The organism is Boseongicola sp., assembly GCF_057460485.1.
On record NZ_JBVCWP010000037.1, the window covers coordinates 1 to 20991 of the forward strand.

At 57.1% G+C, this 20991-nt stretch carries 20 protein-coding genes and 2 pseudogenes; 16 read left to right on the forward strand and 6 right to left on the reverse strand.

The genetic code is table 11. From position 1 onward, the window contains the following. The first annotated feature begins 755 nt into the window (after positions 1–755). The gene (locus AC221Y_RS07065; protein ID WP_299749631.1) at positions 756–1232 is read left to right on the forward strand and encodes a PP2C family protein-serine/threonine phosphatase; all 477 of its coding nucleotides are present in this window, start codon (positions 756–758) and stop codon (positions 1230–1232) included. Here the strand turns inward: AC221Y_RS07065 and AC221Y_RS07070 are convergent. Further along, positions 1229–1666: an NUDIX domain-containing protein gene (locus AC221Y_RS07070; RefSeq protein WP_486707057.1), complete on the reverse strand. Its 438-nt coding sequence runs from the start codon at positions 1664–1666 to the stop codon at positions 1229–1231. The two genes, AC221Y_RS07065 and AC221Y_RS07070, sit on opposite strands and share 4 nt — an antisense overlap. 70 nt (positions 1667–1736) lie before the next feature. On the opposite strand from AC221Y_RS07070, the gene hslO reads away from it, so the two are divergent. The 7 genes and pseudogenes from hslO to AC221Y_RS07105 all read left to right on the forward strand — a co-directional run bounded on the left by hslO (position 1737) and on the right by AC221Y_RS07105 (position 10110). Next, a complete protein-coding gene (hslO, locus tag AC221Y_RS07075) occupies positions 1737–2726 on the forward strand; it encodes an Hsp33 family molecular chaperone HslO (protein WP_299749625.1) in 990 nt (329 codons plus the stop codon). After that, positions 2716–3324 carry a CoA pyrophosphatase gene (locus AC221Y_RS07080; RefSeq protein WP_299749622.1) on the forward strand — a complete coding sequence of 203 codons (609 nt, stop codon included), beginning with the start codon at positions 2716–2718 and terminating at the stop codon, positions 3322–3324. Before hslO ends, AC221Y_RS07080 begins: the two co-directional genes overlap by 11 nt. Continuing rightward, a complete protein-coding gene (locus tag AC221Y_RS07085) occupies positions 3311–4477 on the forward strand; it encodes a CCA tRNA nucleotidyltransferase (protein ID WP_299749619.1) in 1167 nt (388 codons plus the stop codon). Before AC221Y_RS07080 ends, AC221Y_RS07085 begins: the two co-directional genes overlap by 14 nt. A gap of 168 nt (positions 4478–4645) precedes the next feature. Beyond that, the gene (locus AC221Y_RS07090; RefSeq protein ID WP_486707058.1) at positions 4646–6493 is read left to right on the forward strand and encodes an ABC transporter ATP-binding protein; all 1848 of its coding nucleotides are present in this window, start codon (positions 4646–4648) and stop codon (positions 6491–6493) included. Then, positions 6490–8328: pseudogene (locus AC221Y_RS07095) on the forward strand (ABC transporter ATP-binding protein). The gene AC221Y_RS07090 and the pseudogene AC221Y_RS07095 overlap by 4 nt, the downstream one beginning before the upstream one ends. Then, positions 8329–9546, forward strand: a complete 1218-nt coding sequence (locus AC221Y_RS07100; protein WP_486707059.1) for a class I SAM-dependent RNA methyltransferase — start codon at positions 8329–8331, stop codon at positions 9544–9546. A 66-nt stretch (positions 9547–9612) separates the two neighbouring features. Further along, a complete protein-coding gene (locus AC221Y_RS07105) occupies positions 9613–10110 on the forward strand; it encodes a L,D-transpeptidase family protein (protein WP_299749607.1) in 498 nt (165 codons plus the stop codon). On the opposite strand, the gene dalA is transcribed toward AC221Y_RS07105, so the two are convergent. Further along, on the reverse strand, positions 10103–10636 hold the full coding sequence (gene dalA, locus AC221Y_RS07110; RefSeq protein WP_299749604.1) for a divisome-associated lipoprotein DalA: 534 nt from the start codon (positions 10634–10636) through the stop codon (positions 10103–10105). The two genes, AC221Y_RS07105 and dalA, sit on opposite strands and share 8 nt — an antisense overlap. Before the next feature lie 160 nt (positions 10637–10796). Between dalA and AC221Y_RS07115 the strand changes: the two genes are divergently transcribed. After that, positions 10797–11381, forward strand: a complete 585-nt coding sequence (locus tag AC221Y_RS07115) for a L,D-transpeptidase (protein WP_299749601.1) — start codon at positions 10797–10799, stop codon at positions 11379–11381. 455 nt (positions 11382–11836) lie between these two features. Here the strand turns inward: AC221Y_RS07115 and hemH are convergent, their stop codons facing one another. Both hemH and AC221Y_RS07125 read right to left on the reverse strand, forming a co-directional pair. Further along, on the reverse strand, positions 11837–12925 hold the full coding sequence (gene hemH, locus AC221Y_RS07120; RefSeq protein ID WP_299749729.1) for a ferrochelatase: 1089 nt from the start codon (positions 12923–12925) through the stop codon (positions 11837–11839). 82 nt (positions 12926–13007) lie between these two features. After that, complete coding sequence (locus AC221Y_RS07125) at positions 13008–13850, reverse strand: methyltransferase domain-containing protein (protein ID WP_486707060.1); 843 nt, start codon at positions 13848–13850, stop codon at positions 13008–13010. 50 nt (positions 13851–13900) lie between these two features. Here AC221Y_RS07125 and AC221Y_RS07130 point away from each other — a divergent pair, with 50 nt between their 5' ends. The 4 genes from AC221Y_RS07130 (at position 13901) to AC221Y_RS07145 (ending at position 16175) form a co-directional block, all read left to right on the forward strand. Further along, positions 13901–14077, forward strand: a complete 177-nt coding sequence (locus AC221Y_RS07130; RefSeq protein ID WP_486707062.1) for a double zinc ribbon domain-containing protein — start codon at positions 13901–13903, stop codon at positions 14075–14077. A gap of 532 nt (positions 14078–14609) precedes the next feature. Beyond that, positions 14610–14867: a glutaredoxin 3 gene (grxC, locus tag AC221Y_RS07135; RefSeq protein WP_299749595.1), complete on the forward strand. Its 258-nt coding sequence runs from the start codon at positions 14610–14612 to the stop codon at positions 14865–14867. Positions 14868–14871: 4 nt separating this feature from the next. After that, positions 14872–15705, forward strand: a complete 834-nt coding sequence (locus AC221Y_RS07140) for a carbon-nitrogen hydrolase family protein (RefSeq protein ID WP_299749727.1) — start codon at positions 14872–14874, stop codon at positions 15703–15705. Then, on the forward strand, positions 15702–16175 hold the full coding sequence (locus AC221Y_RS07145) for a MarR family winged helix-turn-helix transcriptional regulator (RefSeq protein ID WP_299749592.1): 474 nt from the start codon (positions 15702–15704) through the stop codon (positions 16173–16175). Before AC221Y_RS07140 ends, AC221Y_RS07145 begins: the two co-directional genes overlap by 4 nt. Here AC221Y_RS07145 and ubiG read toward each other — a convergent pair. Next, positions 16150–16893 (reverse strand): bifunctional 2-polyprenyl-6-hydroxyphenol methylase/3-demethylubiquinol 3-O-methyltransferase UbiG, encoded by a 744-nt coding sequence (ubiG, locus tag AC221Y_RS07150; RefSeq protein WP_299749589.1) that lies wholly within the window; start codon positions 16891–16893, stop codon positions 16150–16152. The genes AC221Y_RS07145 and ubiG overlap by 26 nt on opposite strands. A 75-nt stretch (positions 16894–16968) precedes the next feature. Here ubiG and pip point away from each other — a divergent pair, with 75 nt between their 5' ends. The 3 genes from pip (at position 16969) to AC221Y_RS07165 (ending at position 20212) form a co-directional block, all read left to right on the forward strand. Further along, positions 16969–17943, forward strand: coding sequence for a prolyl aminopeptidase (gene pip, locus AC221Y_RS07155; RefSeq protein WP_299749586.1), 975 nt, complete (start codon positions 16969–16971; stop codon positions 17941–17943). Between the two features lie 157 nt (positions 17944–18100). Continuing rightward, positions 18101–18736, forward strand: coding sequence for a CAP domain-containing protein (locus AC221Y_RS07160; protein WP_299749583.1), 636 nt, complete (start codon positions 18101–18103; stop codon positions 18734–18736). A 264-nt stretch (positions 18737–19000) separates the two neighbouring features. Further along, complete coding sequence (locus AC221Y_RS07165; RefSeq protein ID WP_486707061.1) at positions 19001–20212, forward strand: MFS transporter; 1212 nt, start codon at positions 19001–19003, stop codon at positions 20210–20212. Positions 20213–20398: 186 nt separating this feature from the next. Here AC221Y_RS07165 and AC221Y_RS07170 read toward each other — a convergent pair. After that, a pseudogene (locus AC221Y_RS07170) lies at positions 20399–20872 on the reverse strand (DUF2145 domain-containing protein); the annotation flags it as partial. Positions 20873–20991: the final 119 nt, after the last annotated feature.

Sequence of the window (20991 nt, forward strand, 5' to 3'; positions counted from 1 at the left end):
ATCGTCGGTCAGGCAACGGTTTTCCGCTTTGCCGCACGCGTCTTCGCCGCCCAGATCATCGACGGCGTTGTCGACGGCTTCCTGTTTGGCGATCCGATCCTGCTCAGAGAAGCGACTTTGCAAGTCAGATAAAAGTTGGTCTTCCTCGCGCGTCCGCCCTATCTCCCCGTCGTCCCATCAATCGCAGAATAGTTTTCTTCCCCGCTGCCGCAGGACGAATTTGCAAGCAGATCAAAAAGTGCTGCGCGATCCAACAATACTTGACCCGCTTCGGCACTGGCGGTTGCAGCGGCCAACGCGGCGACATGGCCCACGGGACCATTTTCGTTTCCGTTCCGCATATGGGCCAGCACGGCATTGATGTTTGCGCTAAGCGCGCCGTTTATATTTCCCAACGCGCTGGAATGAAACGCGCCGTCTTCAGTCTTTTCTTCTTCTTCGCGACCTGCCGTAGCTTCGCTGGCCTTTCGGGTTTTGTCGTTTTGGCCGCACGCTTGTCCTTTCCGGTTAGCTTGCCGAAGAAACTCTCCATTCCGCCACCGGACGTCCCACGAGAGGTTGACCGCTCATTTTAGTTCGCCTTGATGCGCGAGGTGTCGAAGGATTTCCGCGATTGCCGTCCGACGTATTGCCGGCATTCTCGGACTTGACGGCGGCGCGGACGACTTCCCGTCAAAGCCCCTTAAGACTTTCTTAATTTGGCGCCGCCCGCCCGAAACTTTGCATTGGCGAGAGACGAACAGGGCAATCGAACGGTGCGTCCGCCAGACCTAATGTACACCGCGCTAAACGACCGACTTGTCGCCGAGATTGGGACCGATAGGTATCTGACGATTATCCTGGCGGATGCCGACCCAAGCACTGGAGTGGCGACACTTTCACTGGCAGGCCGCCCAGGCCCGGCCATTCCCCGCGCTGATGGAGGTATAGAATACGCATCTTCGTTCTGCATGCCCATCGGCCTTATTCCCAATGCCGAGGTTTCGTCATTTCAGAGTCGACTGGAAACCAGAGACCGCCTTTGCTCGGACGGGATCCCCAAATGCATGGGCTACGCAGATGATGCGCTTCTTGACGATGAAGGCCTCGAAGAGCTTTTTATTGAAGTGTTTGTAAGGCGCGGCCTTCAGTTTGTTGAAGCGCTGCAAGACGGGTTGTCTGGTGTTTCTGGGCGCGCAGATTTTTGCGATGATCTGTCAGCAGCTGTCCTTGAGCGATTAGCTCTGAGCTAACGAATGCACCGCTCCAAAAAAAGCCGGTCACCCTCATTTGCAACACGGTCAACCGCGTCGGGTAGGCTCATCCAAACAGCTGTATGTGCTGCCTCCAGCGGCGGCCCAAGACACAAAACGGGCCGCGCCAAGTAGATGTGACAAACCTTCTCGGCCCATAGATCGTACTCGGGCATAAAGGTGAATCTTCGGAATGCCCCAAGCCTACGAGGCTTATCAATCCGCCATCCGGTTTCCTCAAAAACTTCACGGTGAAGTGCCGGAATAGGATGCTCTCCGGGATCAATACCGCCGCCCGGTAGCTGGATTTCAGGCTCAGGCTCAGATTGATAGGTCATCAGCACAGCATCGCCGCGCAGTAGCACCGCGTAGATGCCCGGACGCCGCCTGTATCGTTGGCCGGACAAGACCGGTTCTCCCATTCGAGGGATCATGCCCTTGGTCCTCGCCTTGCAGCCCCTATATAGTCGCGGTATGCACCCGCGCGTTGCGTAAGGAAACCCCATGAATATCGGATCAAAAATCGCCTGGGACGATACAGTCCTGCCGTTCCAGCTTGACCGCACCGACACTCGCGGCCGCGTCGCGCGCTTGGACGGGATGCTTCAGCAAGCGCTCTCGCAGCATGATTATCCCACCCTAATTGAAGCTCTGGTGGCTGAAGCCACTCTGCTCACTGCCCTCATTGGCCAGACAATCAAGCTTCGCTGGAAGCTGTCAATTCAAATTCGCGGTGACGGCCCAGCTAGGCTGATCGCCACGGACTACTATGGCCCGACCAACGACGGCGCGCCGGCGCGCATCCGCGCCTATGCCAGCTATGACGAGGACAGACTTGATCTGACCGCAGACCCTTTCAGCCAAATTGGCAATGGATACTTTGCCATCCTCATCGATCAAGGAGCAGGCACGGTCCCCTATCAAGGAATAACACCGATTGCAGGGGGATCACTGTCGGCCTGTGCCGAAACTTATTTTGCGCAGTCCGAACAGCTGCCGACGCGCTTTGCTTTAAGCTTTGGTCAAACACAATCGCCGGGCGAAGACATGCATTGGCGTGCAGGCGGCATTATGGTTCAGCAGATGCCAAAAGCCTCACCCTCTGTGGCCGACGCAGGGTCTGGCGAGGGGGGGCTTTTGTTGGCGGATGATGTGCTTGGGGGCGATGAGTCCGAGAACTGGACTCACGTCAATGTGCTGCTCGATACGGCGGAAGAGATTGAGTTGATTGGTCCGACTGTTCAGCCGACCGACTTGCTGGTGCGACTTTTCCATCAGGACGGGCCACGTGTTTTTGATGCGCAGCCGGTCGTGTTTGGATGTACGTGCTCTTCTGATCGGGTGCGCCAGTCGCTTTCAATCTATTCGGCGCGAGACATCGGCCACATGACGACAGACGATGGTATCGTGACCGCAGATTGTCAGTTTTGTGGATCACACTACGAATTCGATCCAAAAACGCTGGGGTTTGAAGCCGAAGAAAATGACTTGTGATTTGCGCCAGCGCCTCGAATTGGCGCTGGCAAAACCAGGACATACGTCATCTGACTACGACTTGAACGCGGATGTCTTGCTGCCCGAAGGGCGGCTGCTGCGCCCAGCCGCTGTTTTGGTGGCGTTTGCAGATCGGCCGTCAGGCCCAGCCCTATTGCTGACCAAGCGGGCGCCGACGTTAAAACACCACCCCGGGCAAATTGCCTTTCCTGGCGGCAAAGTTGACGCGGGCGATGCCGATGCCACAGCAACTGCCTTGCGAGAGGCACAAGAAGAGATCGGCCTCCCTGTGCAAGCGGTAAACGTGATCGGCGCTCTGCCGTCCCACGAAACGGTCACCGGTTTTCAAGTCACACCTGTATTGGCGATTGTCGAGAAACCAGTCACACTCCTGCCAGAGCCGGGTGAGGTCGCGGAGGTGTTCGAGGTTCCGCTTGCGCATGTTCTGGACCGGTCTCGCTATTCGGTCCAGTCGCGCCGCTGGCGAGGAGCCCGGCGCGCCTACTTTACGGTGCCATGGGGACCCTATTACATCTGGGGGGCAACCGCGCGCATGTTGTGCGCCTTAGCTGATCGGATGGCGGATGAAGCGGATTGACGCAGACTGGCTGAACAGCGCTGATACCCAGCGTGTTTTCACGGTGCTTGCCGCTGCGGGCCATCAGGCGTTTGCGGTTGGGGGGTGTGTGCGAAATACTCTTTTGGGTGTCCCCGTCAGCGACATCGATATCGCGACGTCAGCAACGCCAGAAGAAACCACTCGGCTTGCGCGATCTGCCGGGCTGAAGGCCATTCCCACAGGCTTTGAGCACGGCACGGTCACGCTTGTCTCTGGCAAGACTGCATTCGAAGTCACAACGTTTCGTCACGATATTGAAACCGACGGCCGACGCGCGGTTGTGGTTTTCACAAATGATATCCGTGAGGATGCCCGCCGCCGCGACTTCACCATGAATGCCCTTTACGTAGATGCAGCAGGGGGCGTTCAGGATCCGCTCAATGGCCTGCCCGACCTTCTTGCCCGTCGGGTTCGCTTCATCGAAAACGCGGATGCACGGATCAAAGAGGACTACCTGCGAAGCCTGCGATTTTTTCGGTTTCACGCGCAATATGGTGATCCCGGCCAAGGTCTCGACGCCGACGCGCTGGCCGCGATTGCAAGCAATCTCGAAGGGCTCGACAGCCTTGCCGGCGAAAGGGTCGGAGCCGAAATGCTCAAGCTTCTCGCGGCAAACGATCCGGCGCCCGCCTTGGCGGGCATGTTTTCGACCGGTGCTTTGAGCGCCATTTTGCCCGGCGCAAGTTTACAATGGGTCGCGCCGCTGGTCCACCTTGAAGGCGAGGCTGTTCAGCCGCCGGATCCCCTGCGGCGCCTTGCTGCGCTGGGCGGTCTGGACCCCACGGATCGCCTTAGGCTGTCTCGTTCGGACGCGAAAAAGCGAAATCAGCTCACCGATTTTGTCTCTAACTTAACCGGACTTTCGGAAATCGCATGGCGGCACGGCACGTCCGTAGCATGGAGCGTCATCTTGCTGCGTCAGGCTTTGACAGAACAACCTTTGGCCCCAAATACAGCGTCGCTGATCGAGCGTGCCGCCAAAGCTGAGTTCCCCCTAAAAGCCCGCGATCTGCTGGACCGCCTCCAAGGACCAGCGCTTGGGGCCGCTTTAAAACGGGCAGAAACCGCTTGGATCAAAAGCGATTTTGGGCTTGATCGGGAGGCCTTGCTTGAGATTGCCCTGAAAGAGTGATGACAGGCAGGCCGCAATCGGGTACGACGGGCAGGTCGAATAAGGAGGGCGCACTATGATTTACAGGATCTGCATCCCGGATAGCTAACCGGCCCAATCCTGTTTTGGGTTCGCGCAGCGCCAACCCTGTCATATTGCCATTTTGCCCGACCTCCCGGAGCGCCCGCCATGTTTCGATACCTAGAAAATCTTGTTGATCCCTATTGCGCGTATCCCGTCACCGACCGGCCACCCCAAAAGCTGTGGGCATTCATCTGGGATTACTGCCAGCCCTTCAAAAGGGTCTTTGCCGTAACCGGCGTGCTGACCATGCTTAGCGCGCTGATTGAGATCTGGCTCATTGCTTACCTCGGCCGTCTTGTTGATACGCTGACGGATACCGATCCGGATACATACTGGGCCGAATACGGTGTCGAGATGCTGATGCTTGCGCTGTTCCTGCTGATCGTGCGCCCGATTATTCAAGCAATAGACGTGGGGTTTCTCAATAACGCGATCCTGCCAAATTTCGGCACGCTGATCCGGTGGCGCGCGCACAGCCATGTAATGCGCCAATCCGTAGGGTGGTTCGAAAATGATTTTGCGGGACGCATTGCAAACCGGATCATGCAAACACCACCAGCCGCAGGCGAGGCGATCTTTCAGGTTTTTGACGCGATGGCCTATTCCATCGCCTATATTGGCGGCGCATTCATCCTTTTGTCAGGCTCAGATCCACGGCTAATGATTCCGCTGGCGATTTGGCTGGTGCTTTATCTGATGCTGGTGCGTTGGGTTGTGCGGCGCGTTGGCCCGGCCAGCAAGGCCGCATCCGATGCCCGAAGCGCGGTCACAGGGCGCGTTGTTGACAGCTATACCAACATCCATTCCGTCAAGATGTTCGCGCATACAGACGTCGAGCGCGAATATGCCCGCGAAGCAATCGAGCATTCGCGCGTCACATTCCAATTGGAAATGCGGCTCTACACCATCATGGATGTCTTCCTGACCCTGATTAACGGGTTTCTTATCGTTGCTGTTGTTGGCTGGGGCATCTGGCTATGGACAACTGGCGCGGCGTCCATCGGCGTCGTTGCGCTCGCGTCCGCTCTGGTTCTGCGTCTGAACGCAATGACCGGCTGGATTATGTGGTCACTTTCGTCGTTTTTTCGAAATCTCGGCGTTGTTGCCGAGGGAATGCAAACCATCGCTGAACCCATCACGCTGGTCGACGCCGGAGGCGCTGAGCCGCTTAAACTTACGGATGGGCGCATCGAGATGAAATCGCTCTCGCACCACTATGGCAAAGAAACAGGTGGCCTTGACCAGATCGACCTAACGATTAATCCTGGCGAAAAAATCGGTCTCATAGGGCGGTCAGGCGCTGGGAAATCGACCCTCGTGAAGCTTCTGTTGCGGTTTTACGATCCTGACAGTGGTGTCATAACGGTCGACGATCAGGACATCACAAAGGTAAGGCAAGACAGCCTTCGCGCCCACATCGGTATGGTCCAACAGGATAGCTCGCTCTTGCACCGTTCTGTCCGCGACAACATCCTCTATGGCCGACCAGAGGCGAGCGAGACCGACATGATTGAGGCCGCGCATCGCGCCGAAGCGCATGGGTTCATCCTGGCTCTCGAGGACCCTGAGGGACGCACTGGCTATGATGCGCACGTCGGCGAACGCGGTGTGAAACTGTCCGGTGGTCAGCGCCAAAGGATCGCCCTTGCGCGCGTTATTTTGAAAAATGCGCCCATCCTCATTCTGGACGAAGCAACCAGCGCACTTGATTCCGAGGTCGAGGCCGAGATTCAGAAAACGCTCTACGGCATGATGGCGGGCAAAACCGTGATCGCGATTGCTCACCGTCTGTCTACTATCGCGCAGATGGATCGGATTCTCGTTCTCGACGCAGGACACATCGTTGAACAAGGCGCCCACGGCGAGCTATTGGCTCAAGACGGGCTATATGCCCGGTTCTGGAGCCGGCAATCGGGCGGGTTTATCGGGACAGAAGTCGAGGCAGCCGAATGATCCGTCGCGCGGGAAATCTTATCGACGCATTCCAGCCGGCGGAGGCCGATCCGCCGCGCACCCTGGCCGCATTTTTTCGCTGGGCGCTTGCCGGGTCCTTCCCGATACTTTTGATCGCGGGCCTGATCTCTGCGGCAGCCGGCACACTTGAAGTTATGTCAGCGATCCTGCTTGGACATGTGATCGACACGGCGATCGGATCGGATCCAAGCGATTTTTTAAACGCCAATTGGAGCCTCGTGCTTCTGGTGCTTGGCTTCTTTGTCATAGCGCGTCCGCTGTTCTTTGGCCTGTCATCTCTGGCCAACGCCGTCGTTGTGTTGCCAAACCTCAACCCGCTTGTTCTGACGCGCCTCCATCGCTGGACGCTTGGGCAGGCGGTCACGTTTTTTGACAATGACTTTGCAGGGCGCATCGCCCAGAAGCAAATGCAAACCGCGCGCGCCCTGACCGATGTCGCGGGCGAGGTTATCAACGTCCTATTCTTTGCGATTGCTTCGCTTATCGCGTCTGCACTGCTGCTCACCTCGATAAACGGTTGGATGGCCTTGGCGCTTGGCGCTTGGCTGTTGTTGTATTTGCTGATGATCCGCTGGTTTATGCCGCGCATCCGCAAACGGTCAAAAGCCCGCGCAAATGCTCGCGCGATGGTTACGGGGCAGATCGTCGACACAATCACAAACGTCAAAACGGTGAAGCTCTTCGCGCACGACGCCCACGAAGAGACCGCCGCGACCGAGGCTGTCCGCAGTTTCCGCGAGCGCGCTTTGGACTACGGTATTATAGCAGCAACGTTCCGCTTCTGTCTGATGGCGGTCGCATGAATGGTGCCCGTGATGCTGATCGGCGGCACGCTTTGGTTCTGGAGCCAAGGCGCCGCGACCGCAGGTGACATTGCAGCTGCCGGCGCGATCTCAATTCGGATCGCGCAGATGACGGGTTGGGTAAGCCACGTGCTGATGGCGATTTACGCCAACGTCGGTGAGGTCGAGGACGGCATGAACACTCTGACGCCACCGCGCACCCTGACCGACAGCCCCGATGCAAAAGTCCTCGCCACTATCGAGCCATCGATCCAGTTCGACGACGTCAATTTCGCCTATGGCCGGAAGACCGGTGGCGTTGAAGGGATCAAGCTAAATGTCCAGGCGGGCGAAAAGCTTGGTATTGTTGGCGCTTCGGGCGCGGGCAAGTCAACACTCGTTTCGCTTCTGCTCAGGCTTTACGATACAGAAGGCGGCCGTGTGCTCGTCGGCGGACATGATGTGCGGGAGGTTACACAGGAAAGTCTTCGACGCCAGATCGGCATGGTCACTCAGGAAACCGCCATGTTTAATCGCGCGGCGCGTGACAACATCCTTTATGGCAAGCCCGGTGCAAGCGAGGCCGACATCGAAGCGGCCGCTCGCCGCGCCGAGGCCCATGACTTTATTCTGGGCCTTGAGGACCATAAGGGCCGCACAGGCTACGACGCGCATCTTGGCGAGCGCGGCGTCAAGCTTTCGGGTGGACAGCGGCAGCGTATCGCGTTGGCCCGCGCATTTCTGAAGGACGCGCCAATACTGGTTCTGGACGAGGCGACCAGTGCGCTCGATTCCGAAGTCGAAGCTTCAATTCAAACCGCGCTCGATCTTGTAATGGAAGGCAAAACCGTTCTTGCCATCGCCCACCGCCTTTCGACCATTGCGCGCATGGATCGAATTGTTGTTCTTGACGAGGGCCGCATTGTGGAAGCGGGCACCCATGACGAATTGCTCGAGGCCAACGGCCTCTACGCCCGCTTTTGGCAGCGTCAGTCTGGCGGTTTTATCGGGGTCCGGGAGGCCGCAGAATAGATGACTAAAGTTACGATTGAGCGACTTGGACACCAGGGCGATGGCATTGCGCATGGCCCGATTTTTGCGTCCCGGACCCTTCCTGGTGAAACGGTTGAAGGTGATTTGGACGGCACTCGCCTTACCGCACCGCGGATTGTTACGCCGTCTTCGGACCGTGTTTCACCGAAATGTCGGCACTACAAAACATGCGGTGGCTGCGCTTTGCAGCACGCCTCGGATGCCTTTGTGGCTGGATGGCAGCAAGATGTTGTAACCCGCGCTTTGGGCGCTGTCGGTCTGTCGGCGCCCTTGCGTCGCCTCCACACATCGCCCGCGTCATCGCGCCGCCGCGCCGCCTTTACAGGGCGCCGGACGAAGAAGGGCGCAATCGTCGGCTTCCATGGCCCCGCAAGTGACGTTGTGATCGCTGTTCCCGACTGCCAGATCGTGAGGCCATCTCTTCTCGCAGCACTGCCCGCGCTTGAAGATATCACGCGTATCGGCGCCTCGCGCAAAAGCTCGCTGCGGCTTTCCGTGACAGATACTGACACCGGATTAGACGTTGCCGTAACCGATGGTAAGCCGCTCGATAACGATTTACGGCAAGTCTTGATCGAGATATCCAACACGGCAGGGTTTGCCCGGATAAGCTGGGATGACGAGGTCATTGCGCAACGCGTGGCCCCCATTTTGCGTATGGGGACAGCCCCTGTTCCTGTTCCGCCAGGTGCTTTCCTTCAGGCTACGGCAGAAGGCGAGCTTGCGTTGCTTACCTCGATCAAAGATGCCGTCGGGGGGGCTGGCAAAATTCTCGATCTTTTTGCTGGATGCGGCACTTTTGCGCTGCCGCTTTCCCTAGCAGCCGAGGTTCACGCCGTCGAAAGTGAACAGTCACTTCTCGACGCCCTCGATGCGGGCTGGCGCCATGCAAAAGGCGTCAAGCGTGTCACAACCGAGCGCCGCGATCTGTTCCGCCGCCCCCTTACGCCTGATGAACTTCAACGATTTGATGCGATTGTGATTGACCCGCCACGAGCCGGCGCCGAAGCACAAATCCATGAAATCGCTGCTGCAAAAGTGCAACGCATTGCGGCGATTTCGTGTAACCCGGTCACCTTCGCCCGGGATGCCGCAATCTTAACGAATTCGGGATACAGGCTCGATTGGATTGATATTGTGGACCAGTTTCGCTGGTCTCCTCATGTTGAGGTGGCGGCAGGACTGACGCTTGCATGAAGTGGATTCACATAGAGTGTTCGCTGCGTTATAGGAAGTTTGAGGCAAAAGGGTCGAGCAAGGATCATGCGATTTACAAGGCGTTTCGCACTTTTCGGCATGCTGGCAACGGCACTGTCGGCCTGTGCGTCAAAGTTTCAAAGCTATTCTGGTCCCGAAGTGACGCGGGTGATTGTGCTTAAAGAAAAGCGCAAAATGTATCTTTTGCATGGGAACAAAGCGCTCAGATCCTACGATATTGCGCTGGGCTTTGCCCCTGCGGGCGACAAAAAGGTCGAAGGTGACGGCAGAACCCCAGAGGGACACTATCGCGTTGACCGTCGTAACCCGGACAGCCGCTTCCACCTTTCGATCGGGATCGATTATCCCAACAGGCACGACATCGCCGAGGCAAAAGCTTTGGGGGAGGACCCGGGCGGGGATATCTTTATCCACGGTGAAGGGACACTGATCAGCAAACCAAAGCCCGACTGGACGTGGGGATGTGTCGCCATCTCTAACGATGAAATGGAAGAAGTTTACGCGATGGTTCCAAACGGTACCTTTGTGTCGATCTTTAAGTAGACGGCCGCACGCCTGCGCTCTGTGCGCCCACAATCATTGTCCACCAGATTTTCCCGTTCGGCTCCTGAAACCAGGCGAAGCCAAGATCATTTGCGCGCGAATCCAGTATGACAGTGCGTGTGTCAGGTTGCTCCATCCACGCCGAAAGGGTCTCCAATTCGGTCTCATACGTTTCCGAAATGTTTTCGCCGAGCAGGCCGCCCTGATATCCAGCGCGTGCAACCCGATCAAGCGGGCTCGATCCGTCCGACCCGAAATGCCAGGGACGATTTTGGACGGACATATCGCGCGCATGGGTGGCGGCGGCCGCATTTAGCTCTGCCGACAATCGCACCGGACCGGCGCCAGATGCACCTCGAAGCGCGTTAACCCCGTCCAAAACGCGAAACTGGATATCGGCCGTGTCGCCATCATCGATTATATAAATCCGCGGTAACGGCTTACCGTCCGGACCAATCAGTAGTTCCGGGGTCGCGCAAGCAGCAACGACAAGCGCCATAGCAAGGGAAAAAAGTGTGCGGATCATGGATACAGGGCCTTTGGTCAATTTTTACTGCCATACAGCGAACTTTCGCCCGGTTCAAACGTAAGTGTCACACAGTCGGCCAACTAACGCTGCTGTGAATTGTAGATGTTGCAAAGGAGCATTAGTGTTAAGGGCAACGCCTTGTTCAAAGAGAATCCAAATGACCGACTTTTCGAGCCCTAAATTCAACCGGCGCGCGTTTCTCGCAACAAGCGCATCTGTTCTTGCGGCCCCCGCGTTGGCGCAGTCAATTGACGGTTCCGAGCAGGACGGGCAGACCGTCCGCCGCAACGCCTCCAGTTTCCGCGCTCTTGATTGGCAGCCCTATTTCGACAACTTGCGGAATGGCGCGATCCTCGTCGATATCACATCGCGCGCATTACACTACTGGGACGAGTCACAGTCGACCTATAAACTGTACCCAACATCAGTGCCGTTAAGTGAAGATCTGACGCGCCGCGGTCGCACCAAGGTTGTGGTGAAAGATCCCGAGCCTGACTGGCGCCCGACGCCTGCCATGAAGGTTCGCAACCCAGACTGGCCGGATTACATGCCTCCGGGCCCCGACAACCCGCTCGGCATCCGGGCGCTGCACCTGACCTGGGCCTATTACCGCATCCATGGCACCCACGACACGCGCAAGATCGGGCGTCGCTCGTCCAACGGCTGTATCGGCCTCTATAACGAACATATCACCGAACTTTACGATCTCGCCAAGGTCGGCACGCAGGTTTTGTTGATCTAGCAGCTTGCCAACCTTCGGGATTTTGTCACCATCGCGTCCATCAGGCGGGATGTTTTGCTCTGAGCAATGAATTTTTCCGGCCCGAGGCCCAGTGCATCGTATTGCGCTGCGGTCTCGAGAGGTTTTCGCATGACACGCGATGACCCCCGCTTCACCTGCGATGGCCGGGCGGTTGGGTTTGCTGATCTGACAGACGAGTCACATGAGAGTGTTCCAAACCAGGCCCGTTTTCAGGGGACTGCCCGCAACCGCCTAGGAAAGACGTGGCGAAGAACGTGCCCGGATCTTTGGCGCGATAGCCCAGGCTTCCCATGCGGGGTCGCTATGGATTTCAGGCTCTCATCAACGGGGATGCAACCAGGAAACACTGCCTCCGAGACAGTTTGCCGCAAAATGGGTCTTGCCCAGAAGGCGCCGTCACTATTGTCGGTTCGATGTCTATACCGGGTGGTCGCTTAGCCAAGTGGACGCGACTCGATCCACCCCTTCAAATTGTCCTCAATTGCCTCTGAAAGCGCCGCGATATGGGCGTCATCGTCGTTAAGGCAAGGGATATAGGTGAAGTGTTCGCCGCCCGCTTCCTCGAAGCTTTCGCGGATCTCTTCGTTGATCTCTTCTAACGTTTCGATGCAATCGGCCGAAAACGCGGGCGCGATCACTGCGATCCGCCTCTTGCCGCCCTCGGCAAGCCGCGCGACTTCCTCGACAGTATAGGGTTGAAGCCATTCCTCGGGCCCAAAGCGACTTTGGAAGGTGGTCACGATCTCGCTGTTGTCCCAGCCGAGGCGTTCTTTTAAAAGGCGCGTCGTCTTCTGGCACTGACAATGGTAGGGGTCGCCTTCCATCAAATATCGCTGCGGGACCCCGTGGTAGGAACACACGAGAATATCTGGTTTGGTTTCCATCACGCCATAGGCTCGTTCAACCGATTGCGCCAAAGCATCAATATAAGACGGGCGGTCGAAATAGCCCGGTACGGTCCGCACTGGCGGCTGCCACTTCTCGGCCATTACCGAGCGGAAAAATTGATCGTTTGCGGTAGCAGTCGTTGCACCAGCGTATTGCGGATAAAGTGGGAAAAACAGTATCTTACGGCATCCACGCTCGACCATCATGCGGACCTTTGATTGCGTCGAAGGGTTGCCATAGCGCATGCAGAAATCAACCAGAACCTGATCGCCGAAACGTTCGGCCATCACGTCACTGATTTTCTTGGTCTGGGCTTTGGTGATCGTCATCAAGGGGCTCTCGCCCTGCGCCTCATTCCAGATCGACTTATAGGCAGCGCCACTTGAAAACGGGCGTTTCGTCAGGATCACAGCCTGCAAAAGCGGTTGCCAAATCCAAGGATTATAGTCGATGACCCGACGATCCGAGAGGAACTCGTTCAGGTATCGGCGCATGGACCAATAGTCATATCCGTCCGGGGTTCCAAGGTTGGCAACAAGAATGCCGATCTTTTCCCGCGCCACCGGGGGGTGGTCCGCGGGGAGATGTGGGTTGCTATCGTGAGGGGCGTTGTTCGCCAATGTGGCTTCCTGCATCGATTTCTCGTCAATCATTTTAGGCGGTCTTCCGGTCAAAGTCTTCCCCCTGACAGGTCAAATAACCGGAATAAAGCCCAGGTCAACGTCTCGGTGGTGCGATGTGATCGCCTGTTGGGCGTTCTTGCGTTCCCAAAGCCTCCGAAAGTCGGCCTTTCGCCGATCCGGGGCGAAGAGGTTTCGGCTGGCTTTCGTGCGGGGCCCAGCCTGTCAGAAATATCATCTCAAAGGTCGCAAGCAGGTACCCGTCGTCGTCGGAAAATTGCGCCCGGTACAAACTTTCGGCTTCTTGAAACAGGCGCCGGTCCGCCACAGCGCGATGTCGATTGGCAAGCGCATTGGTTTCGCCCATTCCACGCAGGTCACGGATCAGATCGCCCAGGCTTTTGTACCGCACAGTAATCGTGCGATTGTCGGCCACGGGCAGCGCAAATCCCGCCCGTTGCAATAAACCACCCAGATCACGCAGGTCACCCATCGGCAAAACACGCGGCGAAAGCCCACCGCTTACCCGCGCCTCTGCTTCCGCCAAAACAGTGCGCAACTCGTGCAAGGTCTGACCACCGAAGAATATTGCAATAAGCAGCCCATCAGGCTCCAGCGCCAGCCGTGACTGGACCAGCTGTCCAACGGGATCATCTGCCCAATGAAGCGACATCGCGTGAACAACCAAATCATGCGAACCGCGCGTCAAATCCAGCAGATCATCGTCTAGAACGCTGACGGATGGCGGCAACACAGCCTGAAAAGGCCCGGGCATGCCCCCAACAATCGCAGGCTTGGTGAAGGTTTTCTTAATTTCTGACAGTCTTTCTTCAAGATCAGCAGCCGCTTCGTCTAGCAGGAACAGCTGTGGCCTGCGCGCCGCGCGTGCGCGGTGCAACTTAAGGGCTCTTCGGTCGGTCAGTCGTGGTGTGTCGGTCATTGGAACAAACAAGGTAAGGTGAGATGGCGTTTATGCAATGTGCAGTGGGAATGATCTATCCCGACCAGCGCGTTCTGTGCTCGAAATTCGTTGATGATCACGGCGCGCTTTGTGGCGCTTTTTGGCGAGATATACCGTTTCAAACCGGACATAGCTGCGATCTTTGCGGTGACGCCGATGGTGCGGCAGACAGCTGCGACGATTGCCTTAAGAGGGAACGGCCTTAAAAAACGGGCCGTGTGGCATTGGCATATCGCGATGCCGGTCGCGTGTTGTATTGGGCTTCATGCACGAAGACCGAATTGATCTCGTTGCGATCGCTGGTCACTGGGTGGCTCGCGCGGGCGCCGACCAAGATACGTTTTGGTTCCTGTGCCGCTTCAGTGGAGCCGTCTCATAAGACGCCGCTGCAATCAGGCGGCAAAGCCGCGCGAAGGGTGTCGCTAAGTTTTATGATCTAAGCCCGATCCCGAAGCACTGATCGGGACTTCGCGCACAAAAACCGCAGGACGGTATGGGCATCGACGATCTCTTCGGCAACGCTCCAAAGGGGGAACTCCCTCGCAAACAGTCGAAAAGACGATCTGAATGGTCGCAAGGCCGTGCTGATCGGCGATGCATTGACGTCGGGCGTGACCTTGTCTGCATCCACGCACGCACGCTTGATATGCGGCAGGCGCAGCACAGATTTCCATTCTGGTGCTGGCAAGAGCCGACAAGACTCCCTAAATGAAGGTCAAGCCTGAAGGAGCTATGACCTTGAACAACGTTGAAATCTATACGTCGCCTTTCTGCGGTTTTTGCCATGCAGCGACGCGCCTTTTGAAGTCCAAAGGCATTTCATTCTCTGAAGTTGACGTTGCGCGCGAGCCGAAGCGTCGTCAAGAAATGCTTTCGCGCGCCAATGGCCGCCACACTGTGCCGCAGATTTTCATTGGCGAAACGCACGTCGGTGGCTGTGACGAACTTTATGCGCTCGAGCGGTCCGGGAAGCTTGACCCGCTGCTTGCGACCTGAGGCTTTGCGTGTAGGTCTGATCCAGCTTTCGGCTTCGGATAACCCCGGGGCCAACCTTCCGGTCACCCAATCCCACATTTCCCAAGCAGCCGCGCGGGGCGCAACGTTCGCGCTAACGCCGGAAGTGACGAACTGCGTTTCGATGTCCCGCGCACATCAACACGATGTTCTGCAAGATGAAGCCAGCGATATCACCTTGGCCGGACTGAGACATTCTGCAAACGCCCACAGCATCTGGATACTGATCGGGTCGCTGGCGCTGAAAGACCCAGACGGGGATGGACGCTTTATCAATCGGTCCTTTCTGATCGATCCCAATGGTCAGATTGCCGCCCGCTACGACAAGATCCACATGTTTGACGTGTCAATCAGCGAAACGGAAACTTACCTCGAAAGCGACGGCTATCGGCCGGGTGACCGGGCCTCCTTGGCACAGATTGGCGGGACCGGCCTTGGTATGACGATTTGCTACGATCTGCGATTTCCGCATCTTTTTCGCCACCTCGCGCAGGCTGGTGCAAAGATTCTTACGGTCCCTTCCGCGTTTTCGCCCGAAACGGGTGTCGCCCATTGGGAAACACTTTTGCGAGCCCGCGCCATCGAGACTGGAAGCTTTGTGCTGGCCCCGGCCCAATGTGGTACTCATTCAGCATCCAAAGGACGCAGCCGTCGGACCTACGGGCATTCACTGGCAATCGATCCGTGGGGGCACATTCTGGCCGATGGCGGCGATTTGCCCGGTGTCACAGTGGTTGATCTCAATCTGTCCGCAGTTGATGATGTAAGAAATAGACTCCCAAGCCTGACCCATGATCGAAACTACAGATCGGTAACATGAACAATAGCAGTGACAAAGGGGACCCGCTGGCCATCGCGCTTTTCAGCGAGATATTCATGGCGGACCAACTGGCACGCGCGCGCCTGTCAAAAGCCTTGCCCAAGGGAATGGAGTTGAGCCATTTCTCGGTGCTGAATCATCTGTCTCGCACCGGGTCCGAGCGGACCCCGGCCCAGCTTGCGCGTGCGTTTCATATTACGCGAGGCGCTATGACCAACACGATCAGCCGGCTTGAGGCTGCTGGATATGTCCATATCCGACCCGACTGGGATGATGCGCGCCGCAAGTTTGTCGCGATCAGCCCGGCTGGAAAGCGCGCGCGCGATGCGGCCCTTTCCGCGATTGTGCCTATCCTGAACGACGCCGTCGACGCTGCCGGGCATGAAAAAGTACGTCAGGCATTGCCTGTTTTGCGCGAAATTCGAAAGCGGTTCGACGCGCCTTCTACGAAGAACGAACCGAAGCTGTGACGTAGTTCACACTTAGATCCCGATTGCTCAGCCGCCAGGACCATGTGATCGGATTGAATACGAAACCTTTGCGATCAACTGGATCTAGCCCCGCCTTTGCCAGTAGCTCATAAAGCTCATCCGGAGTGATGAACTTTGACCATTCGTGCGTGCCTTTTGGCAACCAGCGCATTACGTATTCCGCGCCAAAAATGGCCATAGCGTAGCTTTTCGGGTTCCGGTTGATCGTCGAGCACGTCATCAACCCACCCGGTTTCAGAAGGTCACGGCAGGCCGTCAAAAACGCAAGCGGGTCCGAAACATGTTCCACCACTTCCATATTCATCACGGCATCAAACGTTTCTCCGGCCGCGACCAATGCTTCTGCAGATGTATGCCGATAGTCGATGTTTAGCCCCTGCTGCTCGGCGTGGAGCGTTGCGACAGGTATATTGCGCTCGGCGGCATCGGCGCCCACCACAGTGGCTCCCAAACGCGCCATAGGCTCGGACAAAAGACCCCCGCCACATCCAATATCGAGGATGCGAAGTCCCTTAAAGGGCAAGGGAGACGTCAGATCGCGCCCAAACTCGGCTGCAATCTGAGACGTGATGTAATCCAAGCGGCACGGATTCAGCATATGTAGGGGCTTGAACTTCCCGTTCGGATCCCACCATTCGGCGGCCATTGCCTGAAATTTCTCGATCTCCGAGGCGTCAATTGTGTTCGTACTCGCCATATGCGTTAGGGACCTTTCAAAAATTCTGTCGTTACTGACATAGATTGCCGGGCTTTCGCATTATATAGAACTTACATGGACCGTCTTGCAGACAAAAAAAGTGCGTCACAGTTTCTCTATCCGCCGATTGATCCATTCGATCAGCGGATGATGGACGTGGGAGACGGCCATCGCATCTATGTCGAACAATGCGGCAACCCGGACGGAGTGCCTGTCGTTGTCTTTCACGGTGGTCCCGGCGGCGGGTGTAGTCCTGCGATGCGTCGGTATTTTGACCCAACGCACTATCGAATCATTCTGTTTGACCAGCGTGGCTGTGGCCGTTCGCGCCCTCATGCAAGCGTCACCAACAATACGACGTGGGACCTTGTGCGCGATATTGAACATATCCGCGAGAAGCTGGGCGTCGACAAGTGGATCGTCTTTGGTGGTAGCTGGGGCGCTACGCTTGGGCTGGTCTATTCGATCACGCATTCGATTCGTGTGTCTCATCTTGTGCTGCGCGGTGTCTTCTTGATGACTCAGCGTGAATTGGACTGGTTTTATGGCGGCGGGGCTGGTGCGTTCTGGCCAGATGTCTGGGCACGCTTCACTGCGATTGTTCCCAAACAAGAGCATGGCGATCTGATCGAGGCCTATAATCGGCGTCTGTTCTCGGGCGATCTGGCGACGGAAACGCGGTTCGCGCGGGCTTGGGCCAGCTGGGAAAACACGCTTGCATCTATCGCGAATGATGGCCCGCGGGGTGATAGCCCGGCGGAATACGCGCGTGCATTTGCGCGGCTTGAAAACCACTATTTCACCAACGCTGGTTTTCTTGAACACGATGGTTGGATCGAAGCAAACCTCGATGCCCTACAGAATGTGCCCGGAACAATTGTGCAGGGTCGCTACGATATGATCTGTCCGCCGCTGTCGGCGCATCGGCTGCACGAAGCATGGCCGCGATCGCGATTGTCATTTGTTGCAAGGGCGGGGCATGCGCTGTCCGAGCCGGGGATCAGTGCAGAATTGGTCCGCACAATGGACGCGCTGCGCCGCGAGAACTAACCAGAAGTTCTGGCAAGGAACTGCCAAAACGCGCGGCCTGGCTCGGCCAGAGCTTCATTTTCCCGAACAAATTCCAAACGAGCGCCGAGGTAAAGCCGCGCTTTGGCCGCATTTGGCTCCGAAAATGCGCTCGGGGGCAGGTACAAGGGGCCATCGAATGAGATCGAAGATTGCAACTGTTGTTGCCGGAGTTGCGCTTGCCTGTGTCGCTGCGACTGCGTCCGAGGCTTGCTCGCGGAATGTATCCGCGACGGCTGCTAAGACCATCGTGCCTCAGGCCGGCATAAACCAACCTCTGCTTGACGAGGCAATCCGTACGGAAGTGAACTTTCACCGCTGCCGGGCTGGGCTGGAGAGCGTTTCAGATGCAAACTCACGCCTGTCTAGAGAGGCTGAAAAGCACTCGAAATGGATGGCACGTACTCAGCAATTAACCCACAAAAGTACGGTAGCTGGCGCCTCGACGCTGAAACAGCGGGTGAAGAACTCTGGGATTCGATTTAAAACCGGATCGGAAAACATCGGGATGGTGCATCGCTATCAGATCGACAACCGTCGCTTTAAAATAGTTGATTCAAATGCTTGCCAATTTCGGACCAACGATGGACAGCCGCTTCCCGCACATTCCTACGCAACTTTGGCACGGCACGTTGTGACGCTTTGGATGAACTCTCCTGGTCACCGGAAAAACATCCTCGATAGGCGGGTTCGCGCAACGACGGCGGCAGTCGCCTTTGATCCAAACGCGCAATACTGCGGGCAGTTCTGGCTGACACAGAACTTCATCGGGTAATTTCAGAGGCCTGAGTCTACGCCGAAACCTCAACGTCGCGTCCTTGCGATGGGTGTGGCACACAAACCGCCCCTGTCTTAAAGCCAGTAAATCATAGTTGACCGTGCAAAATCGCGATGTCGCTATCACGTCGGTGCCCGTATCCGCCGTCGCGTATTTGCACATAGCATCTGGCGCGGGCGGTAACGCCTGTGACCAATATGTTAACCTTTGGAGCGTTGGCTCGGGTGGTTTTGGCATAGAAGTTGGTATATCCCCGCAGTCATGACCGATGGCCAAACATCCAAATGGAATGGAGCGGGCTTTGCCGTGGCTTGCGGCGCGTTGATCCTGCTTTTCTCTCTTGGGATCCGGCACGGTTTCGGACTTTTTCTGCAGCCGATCTCGCTTGAGCAGGGCTGGGGCCGCGAAACGTTTGCGTTTTCGATCGCGCTTCAGAACCTTGTCTGGGGCATAAGCCAACCTTTCGCCGGTATGCTGGCGGATCGTTTTGGTGCAAAACAGATCATCGTCCTTGGGGCACTTTTTTACGCGGCCGGGCTTTGGGCGATGTCTCAGGTGGCGGGCGAGGTGGTCTTTATCCTTGGCGCGGGCGTGCTGATAGGTCTCGGGCTTGCGGGCACAACATTCCCGGTGATTTTCGGCGCAATCAGTCGTCTGGTTCGGCCCGAACAGCGATCCATGGCGATGGGGATCACCATGTCGGTCGGGTCATTCGGGCAGTTTGCCTTGTTGCCGATGACGCTTGGGCTCATTGGGTTTCTGGACTGGGACGGTGCTTTGTTGGCGCTCTCTGCCTTCGCGCTTTTGATGGCCCCGCTGGCCTTCGGTATTACGCGGGTCGATGTCGCGGCAAGCACAGCCGCGCCCGACACCTCGACGGTCCGCGAAGCCTTGTCCGGCGCGTTCGGGTCACGCGACTTCTGGCTTTTGTCGCTTGGGTTTTTTGCCTGCGGCTTTCAGGTGGTCTTTATCGCAGTACATCTGCCCGCGTTTCTTGCGGACGAGGGCGTAGACGTTTCTGTTGCGACCGTGGTGTTGGCGCTGATCGGGCTGGTTAATATTCTTGGCAGCTATCTGGCCGGTCTTTGGGGCGGCCGGCTGCGTAAGCCGATGTTGCTTAGCTGGATATATCTGGCGCGCGGGGCATTGATTGCGGGCTTTGTGCTGATGCCCGTCACAGCCGCATCGGCGTATGTTTTCGGCGCGCTTATGGGGCTTTTCTGGTTGTCGACGGTGCCTTTGACGAACGGCACGGTGGCCAGCGTCTGGGGCGTAAAACATATGTCTATGCTGGGTGGAATTGTCTTTTTCGCGCACCAACTTGGGTCGTTCGCAGGTGGCTGGATGGGCGGCTGGTTGTATGACCGGACCGGCAGCTATGATATGGCTTGGGGGCTGGCGATTGGCTTAAGCCTTTTGGCGGCGGCCCTGAACTGGCCAATATACGAGCGGCCCGAGGGGAAAGTGGCATGACGCGGACGACGCACTTTATGTACCTCTTAGGGGCGCTGGGCGTGCTTTTCGCGGTGTTCCAACTCTATCGTTCGCCCGAGATGATCTACCATTTATCCAGCCTGCGCTTGTGCTGACGGGCATTGCCCCGGTTTGGGACAATGCCGTTTTTTGTCAGAAGTGATAGGATGCATCAGGCGTGATCCGCTACACTTCGTCGGCCAGATCGTGCTTCTTCATAAAGCGCGCGATGGACCCGAATGTTGCGGTGCCAATCTGTGCGCCATGATCTGACGTGGTCAGCGCAGCAGACGCGACGCGGGCAAAGGTGCGCTTCAGGCCACTGATCTTCACAGCCTGGGCGTCGAAGTGTGCGCCGATGTTCGCTTTTATCTGAGCGCGGTCTGACGTGTTGTAGATTGCGGCCATCATAACATCCAAAGTGTGCTCGGTACAGTTCTGGAACCGTTTGTTTGATGGGTTCGCAAGAACCGAATAGTTTGCGTTGTGAAGCGATCTGTCGGTCGGGCTTGCGATGACCCTCAGCAGTTTTTGCTGTAACCGGGCGTCAGGGAGGATGATCCCGGCATCCAGCCTCTGAGCGCCAGCAAAGAAGTCTGCCGGGGTGTCCTGGATCAGCCGGCTTCGGGTCTGATCGTCGCCCAATTGGTAGAGGTTATAGGCCCGGTAGCCAAAGCTTTTGGCGCCGTTTCATTCGGTGATCTCCGAGGACACCCAGTAGGCGACATGGGTTTATTTGATTCCGTCAGCCAGGGCGCGAGGGTCGCGGGCCTTCCAGG

Bases quoted from the DNA above. Each gene is read 5' to 3' on its own strand.
- AC221Y_RS07070 (WP_486707057.1), bottom strand. From the start codon at position 1,666: ATGATCCCTCGAATGGGAGAACCGGTCTTGTCCGGCCAACGATACAGG.
- hslO (WP_299749625.1), top strand. From the start codon at position 1,737: ATGAATATCGGATCAAAAATCGCCTGGGACGATACAGTCCTGCCGTTC.
- AC221Y_RS07080 (WP_299749622.1), top strand. From the start codon at position 2,716: ATGACTTGTGATTTGCGCCAGCGCCTCGAATTGGCGCTGGCAAAACCA.
- AC221Y_RS07085 (WP_299749619.1), top strand. From the start codon at position 3,311: ATGAAGCGGATTGACGCAGACTGGCTGAACAGCGCTGATACCCAGCGT.
- AC221Y_RS07090 (WP_486707058.1), top strand. From the start codon at position 4,646: ATGTTTCGATACCTAGAAAATCTTGTTGATCCCTATTGCGCGTATCCC.
- AC221Y_RS07100 (WP_486707059.1), top strand. From the start codon at position 8,329: ATGACTAAAGTTACGATTGAGCGACTTGGACACCAGGGCGATGGCATT.
- AC221Y_RS07105 (WP_299749607.1), top strand. From the start codon at position 9,613: ATGCGATTTACAAGGCGTTTCGCACTTTTCGGCATGCTGGCAACGGCA.
- dalA (WP_299749604.1), bottom strand. From the start codon at position 10,636: ATGATCCGCACACTTTTTTCCCTTGCTATGGCGCTTGTCGTTGCTGCT.
- AC221Y_RS07115 (WP_299749601.1), top strand. From the start codon at position 10,797: ATGACCGACTTTTCGAGCCCTAAATTCAACCGGCGCGCGTTTCTCGCA.
- hemH (WP_299749729.1), bottom strand. From the start codon at position 12,925: ATGCAGGAAGCCACATTGGCGAACAACGCCCCTCACGATAGCAACCCA.
- AC221Y_RS07125 (WP_486707060.1), bottom strand. From the start codon at position 13,850: ATGACCGACACACCACGACTGACCGACCGAAGAGCCCTTAAGTTGCAC.
- AC221Y_RS07130 (WP_486707062.1), top strand. From the start codon at position 13,901: ATGATCTATCCCGACCAGCGCGTTCTGTGCTCGAAATTCGTTGATGAT.
- AC221Y_RS07145 (WP_299749592.1), top strand. From the start codon at position 15,702: ATGAACAATAGCAGTGACAAAGGGGACCCGCTGGCCATCGCGCTTTTC.
- ubiG (WP_299749589.1), bottom strand. From the start codon at position 16,893: ATGGCGAGTACGAACACAATTGACGCCTCGGAGATCGAGAAATTTCAG.
- pip (WP_299749586.1), top strand. From the start codon at position 16,969: ATGGACCGTCTTGCAGACAAAAAAAGTGCGTCACAGTTTCTCTATCCG.
- AC221Y_RS07160 (WP_299749583.1), top strand. From the start codon at position 18,101: ATGAGATCGAAGATTGCAACTGTTGTTGCCGGAGTTGCGCTTGCCTGT.
- AC221Y_RS07165 (WP_486707061.1), top strand. From the start codon at position 19,001: ATGACCGATGGCCAAACATCCAAATGGAATGGAGCGGGCTTTGCCGTG.